This is a genomic window from Streptomyces sp. YS-3, from assembly GCF_045257485.1.
In the GTDB taxonomy this organism is placed as follows: domain Bacteria; phylum Actinomycetota; class Actinomycetes; order Streptomycetales; family Streptomycetaceae; genus Streptomyces.
In genome coordinates, this window is the sequence record NZ_JBJHPC010000001.1 from 1 (window position 1) to 14231 (window position 14231).

The following is a 14231-nucleotide window of genomic DNA, read 5'->3' on the forward strand; positions in this document are numbered from 1 at the left end:
GGTGGATGAGAGGGTGCCTGTGCGGGGTGGTGACCGGCGCGCCGTCCTGGTCACGACGGTGCTGGTCCTCGCGGTCTTCGCCGGTGCGCTGTCGCTGCTGAGCTGGGACCGAGCGAACCAGGTGGCCGGGGTGGTCTCGGCGGTGGTCGGCGTGGCCGCCCTGGGGGTCGGCGTCTGGGCGCTGCTGGCCCCGTCCGGGAGCACGTCCGTACAGGTGTGCAGGACCGGGCGTGCCACGGCCACCGGCGGCGGGAACGCCAACACGGGTGCCGTCGCCTCTTCGTCCGCCGGTGCGGTCTCCGTCGGGGAGACCGGTGACGCACGGGCGGACGGCGGCAGCGCGAACACCGGTTACCGGCAGCAGGAGTAGCGGCGCATCCGATGTTCTTCCGCAGCCGCGCCGCGGTGCGCAAGTCGGGCGGATCATCCGCCGAGGGAGCCGGGGCCTTTGCCAACAGCGGCGTGATGATTGACAGCTCCGTGCAGGTGTTCGCGGGGCGCGCCCCCGTCTCCGGCTACCTCCTGCAGGTGGAACAGGCCCTCGCGGCCTCCGACTTCCAGGGGCGCGAGAGCGAACTCGCACAACTCGTCGCCTTCTGCGCGCACGATGTCCCCGCAGACCGTCACGGTGCCAGCTACTGGCGCTGGGTGGCCCCGGCGTGGGCAGGAAAGTCGGCCCTACTGGCGCACTTCGTCCTGCATCCTCCACCTGGCGTCGATGTCGTGTCGTTCTTCATCACCTCCCGCATGACCTCGCAGAACGACGCCGCGGCGTTCTGCGAGGTCGTCCAGCGGCAGGTGTACGCCTTGCTGGGCGAGGAGGAGCCGCTGAGTACCCCCGCCACGCGCAGCGAGCAGATGCTGCTCGCGCTGCACCGCGCCGCACAGGGGTGCGCGGCGCGCGGCCGGCGGCTCGTGCTCGTGGTGGACGGGTTGGACGAGGACCGCGGCGTGATCGCCGGTGCCGACGGCCACAGCATCGCGGCGCTATTGCCCCGCGTTCCGACGCACGGCATGCGAATCGTCGTCGCTGGCCGTCCGCATCCGCCGGTACCGGGGGACGTGCCTGCGGACCATCCCCTGCGTACCACGCGGATCGACCACCGGCTGGAGCCGTCCCCGCGCGCCCGCGCGGCGCGCTGGGACGCGGAGGAGGACTTGCTGCGACTGCGAGACGGCGGGGGGCTGGGCTGGGACTTGGTCGCTCTGACCGTCGCAGCCGGAGGTGGGCTGAGCGCGCCTGACTTCGCGGAGCTGACCGGGAGCCTGGCGCGGCTGGTCGAGCGCGAGCTGTCCACGGTGAACGGCCGCAGCTTCCGCCAACGCTCCGGGCACTGGACGTCCGCCGGTCCACCCGTCTTTCTCTTCACGCACGAGGAGATCCGACGCGCCGCGGCAGAGCTGGTCACGGACCAGGAGCTGGCCGCCCACCACAGCCGTCTGTACCGGTGGGCGGATGCCTACCGGCACGCTGGGTGGCCGGATGGGACACCCGAGTACCTGCTGAGCGGCTACACCCAATTGCTGCGCGAACAGGGGGACACTTCCAGGCTGGTGGCGCTGGCCTGCGATACCCGGCGTCAGGAGCGGCTGTGGCGGGCATCCGAGGCGGACCTGGAGGCGCTCAGCGCGGTGTCGGCCGCGTTCGACCTGGTACTCGCAGACGCCGGGCGCCGCGGCGATCAGGACGTGTCCGTGGCCCTGCGGCTCGCTGCCTCGCGGGACGGGCTGCACAACCGGACGACGCCCCTGTCCCCCGCCCTGATCGCCCTATGGGCCCGGTGCGGGCACCCGGCGCGTGCCGTTCATCTGGCCGAGTCGCAGCGCGACGCGCAGGACCGGGTGGCCGCCCTGAGCGCCATCGCCGGCGCCCTGGCCGCCGCGCGCCCGGAACAGGCGGCCGCTCTGCTTGACGGAGCGGACAGCACGAAAGATCGGAACAGCTTCCTGTCGGCGATCGCCAAGGGCCTGGCGGGCTCCGGCCGGCCCGCTGAGGCCATGCGAACGGCCCGCCACATCAGCGACCCGGAGTGCAGGGCAGAAGCTTTCGTCGCCGCCGTCGGGGCTCTGGCCGGGGTGTCGAGGAGCGCCGCAGCGGCCCAGGAGGAGGCCAGGGCCCGGGGCACCGATGTGGATTCTTGGGTGCTGGAAGCCGTCGACGCGGTCATGGCGGTGCCCAACACCGTCTCCCGGAGTGCCTTGGGCGCCTCGCTGGCCGCCGCGCTCTCCCGGCTCGGCGAGCATCGCCGGGCGCTGGCGTTGGTGGAGTGGGTCGTGTCCCGTCCAACCGACTCCGGTGACGCGGTCCGGCGTGCGCAGTGCCTCGCCCTGTTCGCCCAGGGGATGTCCACGGCGCCGGGGCTCGCCGCGCAGGCCGCCAAGTTCGCCGTGGCGTCGGCCCGGCTGGCGGCGGACATCGACGACCCCGACGGCGTGGACTGGGTCTATCCCCACGTCGCTGCGAGCCTCGAGGCGACCGGGCACCAACAGCAGGCGATCGACTTAGTCAGCCGTTTCCTGAACGATCCGGAGGACGGCCTGGTCGAGATCGGCATTGCGGCCGCGGAAGCCGGCGGCCTCGACCGAGCCCTGAAGCTGGCCGAGCGGATCACGGAACCCATCTATCGGGCGCGCGTCCTCAACGCCGTCGGCAGGATGACGGCAGGGTCCCGTGACCCGGCGCGGACGCTGCGCCTGGCCCGGCAAGCCCGCGACGCCACCGACGAGGTGCCCTACCTCTACTGGCAGGTGGCGCTGTCGGCCGACACCGCCGACTTCCTGCTGCGGGCGGGCCAAGAGGAACGTGCCCACGCCGTGGTCGAGCGGGCGACGAACATGGCGCGGAGGGGCCGAGTGCCCAGGGTGCACACCCTCATCAAGCTGGCCGTCGCGGCTCATCGGTACGGGCACTGGGGCGACGCGGCCCGACTCATCCACCGCGCCGAACAGGCCGCCGACGCGTCCGCCGATTACGCACGCGTTCTCAACCTCGCGGAGGTAGCCGAGGGCCTGCACCACACGGGTCGCCCCGCAGAGGCGGACGAACTTCTGCGCCGCGTAATCCACGAAAGCCGGACCCTGGCGGATCGTGCCGAGCACGCCGAGGGCCTGAAACGGGTGGCCGAGGCATTCGGCCGCATCGGGAAACCGGAGGAAGCGGCAGAGTTGGCTCAGGAGATCCTGGGCCTGGCAGGCACCGCCGACAGCCCTTCCCGCCGACGCTGGGACACGTACGCCGCTGCCGGTGCGCTCCTCGCGACGGGCGAGATCGACGCGGTGCTCAGGCTGGAGGGCGGTCTGCCGGACCACGCGGTCAACGAGATCCTCACTGGTGTCGTGAAAAAGCTCGTGGACGCGGGTGATCTGGCCGTAGCGGAGCAGATCACCGACTGGCAAAGAGACGAGCACGCCCTCGGCTACCTCGCGGCGGGCGCCGCAGCCACGGGGAACGTCGCCCGTGCCGCCGCGCTGCTGGAGGAGATCAGCACCCCTGTCCTTCGCGAGGCGGCCACGCCAGCCGTCGTCAAGGCGCTCAGCAGGGCGGGTGCCCGCCCGGCGGCCCGTGCCCTGGCTGACGCCCTCACCATGCCCGATCACCGCGGCAAGGCGCTCGCAGCGATCGCCCAGTCGCTCGGCCCCTGCCCGCAGGGGCGCCTCGTGATGGTCGAGGCGCTGTGCTGCGTCCCGTGGGAGCATGTGCCTGAGGAGATCGCCGGTGTGGTGCCGGAGCATCTGCCCCTCCTGACGGACCTCGTGCCCACGGAAGGCCAGGGTCCGCCTCCAAAGATCATCAGGTCGTGGATCACGGTGGGGTGATATCCCGTCAACTCAGCGACAAGGCCGGGAGTTGCTGGCTCCACTGATACCGAGGGCCGTCACCGCGCGGCCCAGGGTGGCAGACCGCCAGGTCAGACGATCCCTTCGAGCGCCTCCTCGTCACCGAGTGCGACCGGCGCCGTGTGCGCATTGAACTGCAAACGAGCCTGCGCTCTAGCAGCAGTCTGGCTGTCCTCGCCATCGCTGACTACAAGAGGGCCTTGGAGCTCGCCGAGTGACACGCTTGGGGGCCTGAAGGAGCCACCCCACGCAATCGCCTACTGTGCCTGCCGCTTCACGTAAACGGCTGCGGTCATGCCAGCAGAGAAGACGAAAGGACGACAACCCCGCCGGAAGCAACAGCAGTGAGCGGGGACTGCCCGAGAGCAGCCCTCCCCCCTGGACATCGCGTGCATAACGTTCCCTTCCCCCAAAAACCGCCACCCGTTACCAGCTCCATCCAGCCGACAGCCCCGAGCACGTCACCTTCACCGGCCCCCGTCCCAGAGGCAGCGCTCCAAGACGCTGCCAGGCGAGGCAACCAACGCACCGCGCGGAGGCCACCGCTGCGGCAAGAGCGGTATATACCGTCCGATCCGCTGCCCGTGAAGTCATCGGCATCACGGCGCTTGCCGACGCCCGGTTCCCGGCTTCCCGCCCGCAAGCCGGAGATCGAGGCCGCCGATACCGACGGTGCCTCCTCCAAGGAGACCGGCCGTGCATCACGGATGCAGGGAAGCATGATCGCCGTTCATGGAATGCGACCCCGCGGAACTACGGCAGAGCCGGTTGGGGGTGCCAGCGCCCCCACACCTCTCAGGGGAACAAGGCGATCTGTTCGTCCTCCGGTGCTTGCGCGAGGCCGGGTTCCTCTGCGTATTCCGGGTCCAAGTCTGCTAGCTCGGTGTCCGCGCCTTCCTCAATCACGCCCAGCGCCGCCGCTACGCGCTGCCCATTGACGTTGCCCACCACCTCGGCGGTGGCCAGCTCCTCAAGGGAGGATTCCTCAGCCTCACCCGCCTCTGCCTCGGCGACCGTTGGCAGTACGTAGTGCTGGGCGAGGCTCGCCAGGTGCAGGGGCAGGGGCAGGGAGAGTGCGTCCAGGTAGTCGGGGGCTTGGCGCAACTGGTGCACAGCCAGAGCGAGTGCTTCGGCTGAGTCGCCGGCATCCTCGTGGCAGCCCAGGACTGCAATCTCCACCAGCCCCGGGTTCCAGGCCGGGATGTGTGTATCGATGGTGGGTTTGCCCTTGTTGGGTCCCTGACGCAGCGGCCGCGGCGCGATTTTGTCAGCCTCGACGGCGGAGTCTCGGAAGGTGCTCGCTTTGGGTGTGGTGCTGTAGAAGATCCGGCCGGAGGAGCGTGCGGCGTCTTCGTCCTCCACCCACAGTCCCTGGGGCAGGCCGTTGACTTCGCCGGGAGAGGCGTTGCCCCACCATTGCGGGGTCTCCCGCCCTGCCGCCGTACGTACGCGAATCAACCGGAGATCGGGGTCGAGTCCCACAGGCTGCGCGTGCCCTGTCTTGATCAGATCCCGTTCGGTTCGGCCGTCCTGGAGCCAGGGCCAGTGCAGCCGACTATTCTGCGAATGGGTCAGCAGGGCGGTGGGTCGGCCGCGAAGAGAACGGACCATTCTCTGGAGGTATCGGGCAGTCGCCCTGCGCTGTTCATCCATGTTCTGCTGCCAGACACGGTACTTCGAACGCTGCCGCGGTACGAAGGCGGCTTCGGTGTCCGTGGGCGTCGCGGACTCGGTCTCGGTGGGTTCGCTGACCTCCGGGATTTCGGCTGTCTTGACCAGGGCGAGCAGGAACTGGGGGTAGGGAATCCAGCGTCCCGTCCGCTCGTCCCAGCCAGTGATGGCCGCCAGGCCGCTGCCCAGTGCCAGGGGTGTGACCATGACGGCCACCGGGGTGTGGCGGGGCAGTCGGGTGGGGCCGTCCTTGCGCCGCTTGACCATGTACGTGGCGACGTAGCGCAGGTCCTTGGGGATGGCTTCGCCGAGCGTGTGCTCGGGTAGGACACGGACACCGTACTGGCGCAGAGCGTCCTCCCAGCCCGAATGGACCCGGTGAGAGAGGTTCTTCTCGCTGTTGTAGCCCTTGGCCTTCGTGGGGACGAGCGCGAATTGCGTCAGGACGCCCGCGTCCGCACAGCCCAGCCGTAGCGCGTACTTGGGGTCATCCAGACGGTGGGCGAAGTCCTGGCGGCGGTCGATCTCCACGAGGGCGAAGCTAGGGTGAAGCAGGTCAGCTCCGTCGTCTGCCATGAATGCGGCGGCAGCCTTCCGCCGGGCGTTGATACCGGCCTCCAGGGCTTTGCCCCTGGGCCGCGCTGCGGGGTCGATGCCCAGGGTGTCGGTGATTCCCTCGGTGGTGCGCAGACAGCGGAGGCGGAGGGTGAGTTCCGGGGCTTTCCATTCGAGAGTGACGGGGCTTCCGGGTACGGCCCGCTCGTATGCGTTCTCGGCAGTGGCTGACTCCGGGCGGCTGCCGTCGCCGTCCAGCCCGAGGACGTCGGCGAGGGCCTCGATGGCCGCATCCCGGAACGACGGGCTCTGCCACAGCAGTCTGGCTTCGACGAGGCACCCGGCTCCCGTCCCCTTGATGGCCTCGACGGGGTCCTGTCCCTGGTTGATCCTGGCTGCCACCGCGAGTGCGGTCCGGCGGGCGCGGGCTTCGCGTTGCGCCTCCGCTTCCTTCTCCGCCGCCTTGGGCTTGGGCCGGGCATTGGCGGGGGCGCTGCTGCCGGCGCTCGCCCGGCTGAGGGAGGGAACCCGGCGTAGCTGCTCGGGCAACGCCTGTTCGGCCCACTGGACGATCTGTGAACGCTGGTGCGACATGAGGCCAGCACCGATGCCGTGAGCACCCATGTGCGTGCTGTGGACGACGGCGGCGCGGGTGCCGTCCCCGTCGCCGATCCACTCCTCGGGTGTGGCAAGCAGGCTGGCGGGGTCGGGGAAGAGGCGGTTGAGTGCCAGCCTGCCGAGGATCTGGGCGGGGCCGTTGTTCTTCCAGGCATAGCCCTCGGTGCCGCGGTCCCAGGTCAGCCGGGCCACGGCGTACCGCTCGCTGGTGGGTGCTCCGGGGAGCCAGGGGATGCCGGGCAGCAGGTAGACCGAGGTGTCGCGGCCGTACGGCAGCCGCAGGCGCTGTTTCCTCGCGTCGAGGCGAGTTGCCCAGCGGCGTACTCCGGTGTGCAGGTGGAGACGGGGTCGAGGGTCGAAGGGGACGGTGTGTAGCGAAATGTTGATCACGATGGAGAACCACCACTCGCGCCCCTTGACCACGTGCGAGAGAGGCTGTGAGAGGAGTTCCGCTCCCTGCTGGCGCGGGCCGCGTGGCACGGCCCGGAAGTGCAGGCTGCCGGCGCTGTGTTCGTAGGGTCCCAGGGCGAGGATGCGCCGGGCCAGGGCATCGGTTGCGAGTTGGTATTGCCGGTCGCGCGGAGCCGCGGTTCCGCCGTCGGTCGTGGAGCAGCCGAGGAGGTCGACGGTGACGTCCTGCCACTGTGGTGGGCAGGAGCGCAGCGCCGTGTGGGTGTCCAGGACTGCCCGGTGATGTGCGGGTTCGGGGCGGAGGTCTTGAAGCCAGGCGCCGCTCAGCCGGTGCAGGGTGTCGCCGGGAAGCGGGTGGGGGGCGTCGGAGGGGGTGTAGAGCCAGAAGTCCTCGGCCAGTTGCTGCGGATCGCGGGGACGGCCGCGGACGACCAGGTCGGGGGCGAGGCTCTGCAGAACTCCGTTGAATCGGGCGACGGGCGCAGCGCGGTAGGGCTCGGCCTCGGGGGGACGGCCTAGGTTACAGAGGTCCAGAACGCTTTCGTGCCACTGCTCGGCAAAGGGCAGTGCCCGGTAACGGGTGGTCCAGGGGGCGGTGTTCGGCTTCAGAACGTAGGCGGCCCGACTGGTGTCGCGGTACTTGGCGGCCATGGTCTTTGCTGTCTCCTTGCTGTGGCTCAGCGGTCAGTTCGGGTGATCAGGCCGCACAGGGCGTCGTAGAGGGGGTGGTAGAGCGTGCGAACCAGGGCGGGGTCGGCGGGGTCGGCAAACGACTCGGGTGTGATGTCGTCGTCGAAGTAGGGCGCGAGGACGTCGCGGAGCTTGATGAGCAGGCCGTGGTCGTTGCGTCGGCGTCCGCTGCGGGTCGCTGCGGCGGGCGGGGCACCGGCCTCGGCGAGTGCAGGGGCGAAGGCCGCGTCGACGAATACCACCCGCGCGGGCACTCCGCCGCGCACCAGTCGGCCGATGACCTGCCAGATGGTGACCAGCTGATCCCAGGCGAAGGAGGTCTTCTCCGCGTCGTTGAGCTGGGAGTAGATGTAGCGTCGCGACAGCAGGCGGCGCCACTCCTTGCGAGCCGCGAGGCGGAAGGCGAGCCCCGCGGTGTCCATGTCCGCTGCGTCGGCCACGAGTTTGCCGAAGGTTCCCGCCTCCGCATCCGGCTGGTTGCGGACAAACCTGGTGACCCAGTCGTTGATGGCGAAGACGGCCAGCGAGAGGTCGTCGGGGCGCGGGTGGGGACGGGCGAGGAAAAGAACGGTCCCGAAGGCGGCTTTGTGGCTCTGGTTGAGGATGTTGTGGCCGCGCTCGATTGCCATCAGGGGGGCGACCAGGACTTCGGCGTCTTCGTCCTTGGCGAAGGCTGCGAGGTCGCCGCGGCGTACGGCGGAGGCGCCGGTGAAGTCTCCCGTGGCGGTGTCTCTGGGGCCGGCGTGGTCGAGCTCTGCCTTGTCGGACGCGAGGACGCGGACCTTTCCGCGCCAGCGCGGCATGCGTTCCAGGAGGTCGGCGGCGATCCGGGCGTCCTGGTAACTGCCGACCAGGAGGAGGGCGCGTCGGCGTTCTCCGTCCTCGATCTGCCGTAGTTCCTGGTCGAGGAGCGAGGTGCTGCCTGGGGCCGACTTGCCGAGCTGGGTGACCATCTGGGCCAGGATCCGTTCACGGGTATCGAGTCGGGCTCCGGAGAGGGTGAGCGGGGTTCCTTCGCCGTCGTAGAGGAACAGCGTGGTGAACAGGGTTTGCCGGATGGAGTCGATGGCGGCCTGGTGGGGTTTGAGGATCGCTGTGACCGGGGCCGTGATGTGTGCGCGGGTCGATGTCCCGGCCCAGCTGGTGCCGGACATGAGCAGGACGTGCGGTCCGGGACGGCCTGCTGCAGGGTCGGCGCCCAGCGCGGGCAGGTGGAGCAAGAGCTCGCGGCCGACGCCGGCACAGCGGAAGAAGCGCAGGGTACCGCTGCGGTGTTCGTCGCCGTCCGGGCCGCGCTCCGGATCTTCGGGCAGGTACTGGAATCCAAGGACGTTACCCATCGGGGCTTCCGGCACCACCGGCGCATAGTCGAGGGGCGGTCTGCGGGAGAGTTCGTTGTCGGCGGTGTCCAGATGCAGAGCCGCCTCGGCCTGCGGCCACAAGAAGGTGACGCGTTCGAGACGCTGATGCAGGGCGGCCAGTACCAGAGTGAACTCGAGACGCCGGGCTTCTCGTTCCAGCCAGGGCTCGCTCCCCCAGATGTCCACGGGATCCCGGTCGGGTTTCCCCGGGCCGGGTGGCTTCTGGCGCAGGGAACCATCCAGCAGCGGGGACCCGGTGAGCAGGGTATCGAGCACGGAGCGGACACGTTGGCTGGTCGCTGTCTGGTCGAGGTGGTGCAGGAGAGCTCCGGCACTGCGAATCAGGGCGTCGGTGAGGTCGTTGTGCGGGCCGCGATCGCCGAGCGGGTCATCGCGGAAGGCGTCGAACGCCTTGGTAACTTCGTTGCGCCGGATATCCCAGGGATCTGTGTCCGGGGTCCGCGGCAGGGGTGCGTCGCCGTCGGCCTCGTCGTTGGAGTCGTACACCTCGGCGTCGGAGAAGGTCTCGTCGGGGAGGAGAGCGGTGACGCGCGGACGGGGGTACCACTCGTTGACGAGTTTCTCCTGGAGCGTCCAGGCGCTGAAGTATTCGATGTCCGCCCAGCGGCGAAGGTCGTGGTCGGTGATCAGTCGGCGGTAGAGGCGGTTGGCGGCGATGTGGACCAGGTCCAGGGAGGCCGACCAGCGTTCGACATCGCGTGCCGAGAGGGGCAGGCGGCCTTGCCGGGCCAGTTCATCGATCTTGTGGATGCCGAGGCGGTCGAGCCAGGAATCCGGGCCGCGCACGATCAGCGTCGCAGACGGGGCGAAGGCGGTGTCGAGCTGCATCTGTACGCGGTCCGCCTCGTCGACGATGATGATGTCGCTGCGCAGGCAGGCCAGTTCAAGGTGCCTGAGGCGTTCGGCATTGAGGTGGTTGGGGACAGCACTCTGCAGGAGGCTGGCCGGGTTGGCCACCCAGATCAGAGCATCGACCAGCTCCCGGTCGGGGGCATGGCGGGGGCAGACGCTCCACACCGGACAGCCGTGGTCGGACCGCGACATCTCGCTTTCCGCGGGCGCCTCGGGCAGGTCGTGCCGGTATACGGGCAGCGGGATCTCCCCGACAGTGGTGGGACCAGGCTTCTTTACCGGGCGCAGTTCCGTGCAGGGGGCGTCGACGTAGCGCAGGGGTTCGGCTGCTTCCAGTCCGCGCTGTGCGTCAAGGATGCACACCGAGCTCAGGTCGTCGAAGGCTGGATCATCGTGCTGGAGGAGGGAGGCTTGGCCGCGCGCGGCAAGGCGGCGGTGCAGCCGGGATGCGTGCTGTTCGCGGGTGGTGCCGCCGATGACGGGAGCGGACTGCAGGTCCAGGTCGCGGAACTGGCCGACCAGGGTGAGCTGTTCGGCGACGTCACCGACGACCAGAGTGGTGCGGAGCCCTTTGCGTGCGCCCCAGACGGCGATGAGGTTCATCAGGGTGCTCTTGCCCGCGCCCACCATGCCAACCAGATGGAGCAGGCGGTCCATGCGGAGAACCGTGGTCTTCTCAAAGCGCTGCCCGTCGGCGGACAGGGCGTCGAGTTGCAGGTCCTCCAGTCGTCGCACCCAATGGCCGGAGGTAAGGCCGCGGGCCGTCTCGGATTCCTCCATCCAGCTGGCGGTCTCGCCGAGTTCGGCCAGCGGGATGTCCAGGGGACGGCCTGCGGTGTGCGGGACCTGACTGAGGTCGTGGCTGGTCGCAGGCGGGAAACACAGCTGTTCGGGGATGGTCACGGAGGCTGGCCGGTGCCGCTCGGTGAAACGGGCCTGACCCGCCGGGGCGGGCGGCAGTTGCCGTTGGTCGAAGTGCGGAAGCCGGGACAGCGCATGCTCGAACCTGTCGAAGCGGTCTGCGGCGATGGTGGGTTCGACGCGCCGCGCCGGTCCTCCTCCCTCGGGCAGCCGGTAGCCCCGGAGCCGTTCGGGCAGCTGGACGTACGTCTCCAGGCACTGGTGCCACATACGGCGGCGACGCAGCTTCCACAGCAGGTGACGCGCCACATCCAGCCGGGCACTCTGTGCCGGTGTGGTGGCGATGCCCGCGGCCGCGGCAAAGGGGTAGCCGCCCAGGAGGGTGTAGACACCGTGGGCGTCGCCGGACGGGTCGAGACTCTCCATGAGGTAGAGGCCAAGCTCCACCTGGCAGAGCAGTGAGGGGTTTACGTCCTGGTGTTCTTGGGGCCAGACGGGCTCCAGGGCTTTGGCGAGTTTCTGGTACCACTCGCTGCTGTTACGCACTCGGGGATCCGTTCGTCGGTGCGGAGTCCGTCAGGAGGGGGCCGCCTGCCCCGCGGAGGCGGGCAGTCGCGAGGGCGACGAGCCGGTCGTCGGTGAGCAGGGGCAGGCCCGCGGCGGAGGCGGGGCGGTTGCGGCGGTACGTGCCGAGGTAATCGCGGTGGGCTTCGGCCTGTTCGCGGGGAACCACCCAGCACGCTTCGTCGTAGGGCGGCTCTGGGCGAACGGGTTTTGCGGACCGGCCAAGCAGCCCGGGATGCCTCCAGTCCTTGACGTCGATGGCCCAGATGTGCCCGTCAGGGAAGGTCACACGCAAGTCGTAGGCGTCGAAGCCGGGCCAGAGCTGGACCTCGAGCCCCAGCGTGCGCAGTCGGGCTTCCAGCTCGACCTCGGCGCGTCCGGGTCCGGTGACAAACTGCCGTAGCGGCCGCACGAGTTGCAGTAGCCCGGCCACGTCGGCTCCGGTCAGGGTCCGTCCACGCGGCGGTGCGCCCCGGCGTCGGCACCGGTCTCTCTCGCACCACCACGCGCCGTCGAGGAGCGGCGTGAGCAAGGTCAGGCAGCGGCCGCAGGTGAGGTAGCCGCCCTGGAATTCGTAGGAGGCCGGGACCGGGGCGTAGCACTGGTCCAGCAGTTCTTGTACGGGGGCGAGGGACAGGTCGGTCTCGGTCTCGAACCGTTCCACTCCGGTGAGTACTGGCCGTTCGACCAGGAGCCTGCGGAAAGCGACGTAGGACTCGGGTGATGACGCCTTGCGGCACAGGCGCATGGCCGTGTGAATGACCTCGCGGTCGAAGTGTGCGGCGCCGGCGTCCTTGCCTCTGATCCACCACTCGTGACAGAGCTGGGTGGGAACCCGTGCCTCGGGGTCCACCAGGTAGTCGTCCGGTCCGAAAGCGTCTGGCGGCAGGTCCAGGGGCCAGTCCTCCAGGGGGCGGCTGTGGCACCAAAAGAGCAGTTCCGGCAGACTTTTCGGGATCTCCTCGACGCCCCTGAGGAGGCAGGCCAGGACGGTCCGGTCGAGGGCTCGCTGGGCTTCGGCCGGGTAGGGCAGTTTGAAGGAGGAGAGCGGGCCGAGGTCGGCGAGCTGGATGACGGCGCCGGCCAGCGTACGGACGAGGCGTACGTCGGGGAAGTCGAGCCAGTCTCCGCGCTGGGCGGCGTGGGCGTCAAAGACGGTGGCCATCAGGAATCCTGCCTTGTCGGGGCGAGGTGTTCGATGCCCGCGCGGCACCATTCGAGGGCCTCGCAGCTGTCGCAGTGCCGGCCTGGAGCGGTTGGGTAGTCCTGGTCCCAGGCCCAGGGCTGGGCGAGTTGCGTGATCACTTCTCGCGCTTCATCGACGGTCCCCGGGTGTGAGGGGTCGAGTTCCTCAAAGGTCACGTCGTCGGTGTGCAGCAGTTCGAGCTCCACCCGGGAGCGCGCCGTGTCTCCGCCCAAGACGCCCGCGGCCAGCATCAGTACGCCGAGCGCCAGCTGGGGGTAGAGCTTCAACAGCGGCTCACCCTCATAGAGGTATCTGCTCGCGGTCTTGGTCTCCCGCCAGATCCAGCCCCCGCGGCGGGTGTGTAGCAGATCGGGGGTGGCTATCAGCACGAGATCGAGTCCGGGGTCATAGCAGACCGCTTGGTACTGCACCCGCACCTCTTCTTCGGCGGCGAGGCCGTCCAAGGGACAGTAGAAGGCGTGCTGTTCGAGCATGGCGGCACCGTCGAGTGCTTCCTGACCGCTCAGGTGCAGATCGCTGGCTCCCCAGGAGGCCGGGTCCGCCGGGCCGGGAAAGGTCTCGCAGCTTCGGTAGGGCGTGCCGGCGTGCCGCTGGTTCAGAATGTCGTCGACCACACGGCCGCGCCGGACTTCTGGGCTCTCGGGCGTCGAGGAGCGCAGCTTGAGCTGCCGGGTCGCGTGATATTTCGCCGGACAGTCCCGATAGGCGCGCAGATCGCTGACCGAGACGCTGCGGCGGGGGCGCCGGCGCTTCGGCGGCGTAATGCTCAGCAGTTCCGGGCTATGCGGGAGGGCCTGGCAGCCGCTCAGCGCCTTGCAGTCGATGCAGCCGGACCCGGGGCGGGTCCCGGTCCCGTCGATTGCCTGGAGTAACGAGGGCCACCCCGCCGCCGTGAAGTGCTGACGCGCTTCCTGTCTGTTCCAGTCGAGCAGCTCGTTGCACTTGCCGTCTCCGCAGCCGAACTCGATGACCCGGACGTGCTCGGGCAGGGCGGCGCGGTGCTGGGGAAGTTCGCCGAAGGGGACCGGAGCGTGCCGCTTGCGCCAACCTCCGACAGCGGGACGCCCGCGCGCCGCCACGTATGCGGCTACGGCCTTTTCCGCTTCGGGTCGGTCGCTCTTGGCGGTGCCGAAGGTGAGCAGCCACAGTTCCCTCGTGGAGCCGTCGAGGGCCGCATAGCGGCGTCCCCAAGCGGTCATCTCATAGGTGTCCGCGCCCCGGGAGTCGACCGGGCCCGGGTCCGTGCCGACCACCCACGCGTCCCGGACCGGGACCGTGAGCACCAGGCCAGCGGCCTGGCGGGCTTGCTGGTCTGCCGCTCTGGCCGCCAGATAGCGACGGACCGCCTCGGCTGACCAGGACATCAGCAGGGGATGCGCTTCACGGCGCCGGTAGAGCCCGAAGGTCCCGTTTGTTCGCCAGAGTTCCCCGATCACCCACTCCGGGTCCTTGCGCTCGTGTTCAATCAGGTCGAGCGCATCCATGAAGACCTTAAGCGTGAAGTCTTGTAGGTTTTCGGAGAGTTGAGGGGGTTCGGGATCTGCGATCAGCATCGGCCGGGCGTCGCTGGCTCGCTTGGCGGG

At 69.6% G+C, this 14231-nt stretch carries 6 protein-coding genes; 2 read left to right on the forward strand and 4 right to left on the reverse strand.

Annotation, left to right across the window (positions count from 1 at the left end; genetic code table 11):
• Both ACJA3G_RS00005 and ACJA3G_RS00010 read left to right on the forward strand, forming a co-directional pair.
• Positions 1 to 370: hypothetical protein (locus tag ACJA3G_RS00005; protein WP_406550724.1), on the forward strand; the 370-nt coding region annotated here is incomplete at its 5' end.
• Positions 371 to 381: 11 nt separating this feature from the next.
• Positions 382 to 3816 (forward strand): tetratricopeptide repeat protein, encoded by a 3435-nt coding sequence (locus ACJA3G_RS00010; protein ID WP_406550725.1) that lies wholly within the window; start codon positions 382 to 384, stop codon positions 3814 to 3816.
• Between the two features lie 816 nt (positions 3817 to 4632).
• Here ACJA3G_RS00010 and ACJA3G_RS00015 read toward each other — a convergent pair.
• Genes ACJA3G_RS00015 through ACJA3G_RS00030 form a run of 4 tightly spaced genes read right to left on the reverse strand, consistent with a single transcriptional unit; the run spans position 4633 to position 14201 of the window.
• The gene (locus ACJA3G_RS00015; protein ID WP_406550726.1) at positions 4633 to 7743 is read right to left on the reverse strand and encodes a pPIWI_RE module domain-containing protein; all 3111 of its coding nucleotides are present in this window, start codon (positions 7741 to 7743) and stop codon (positions 4633 to 4635) included.
• Positions 7744 to 7769: 26 nt separating this feature from the next.
• On the reverse strand, positions 7770 to 11423 hold the full coding sequence (locus ACJA3G_RS00020; RefSeq protein ID WP_406550727.1) for a hypothetical protein: 3654 nt from the start codon (positions 11421 to 11423) through the stop codon (positions 7770 to 7772).
• Positions 11416 to 12606, reverse strand: a complete 1191-nt coding sequence (locus ACJA3G_RS00025) for a hypothetical protein (protein ID WP_406550728.1) — start codon at positions 12604 to 12606, stop codon at positions 11416 to 11418. Before ACJA3G_RS00025 ends, ACJA3G_RS00020 begins: the two co-directional genes overlap by 8 nt.
• Positions 12606 to 14201, reverse strand: a complete 1596-nt coding sequence (locus ACJA3G_RS00030) for a PD-(D/E)XK nuclease family protein (protein ID WP_406550729.1) — start codon at positions 14199 to 14201, stop codon at positions 12606 to 12608. The genes ACJA3G_RS00025 and ACJA3G_RS00030 overlap by 1 nt, the downstream gene beginning before the upstream one ends.
• Positions 14202 to 14231 lie beyond the last annotated feature (30 nt).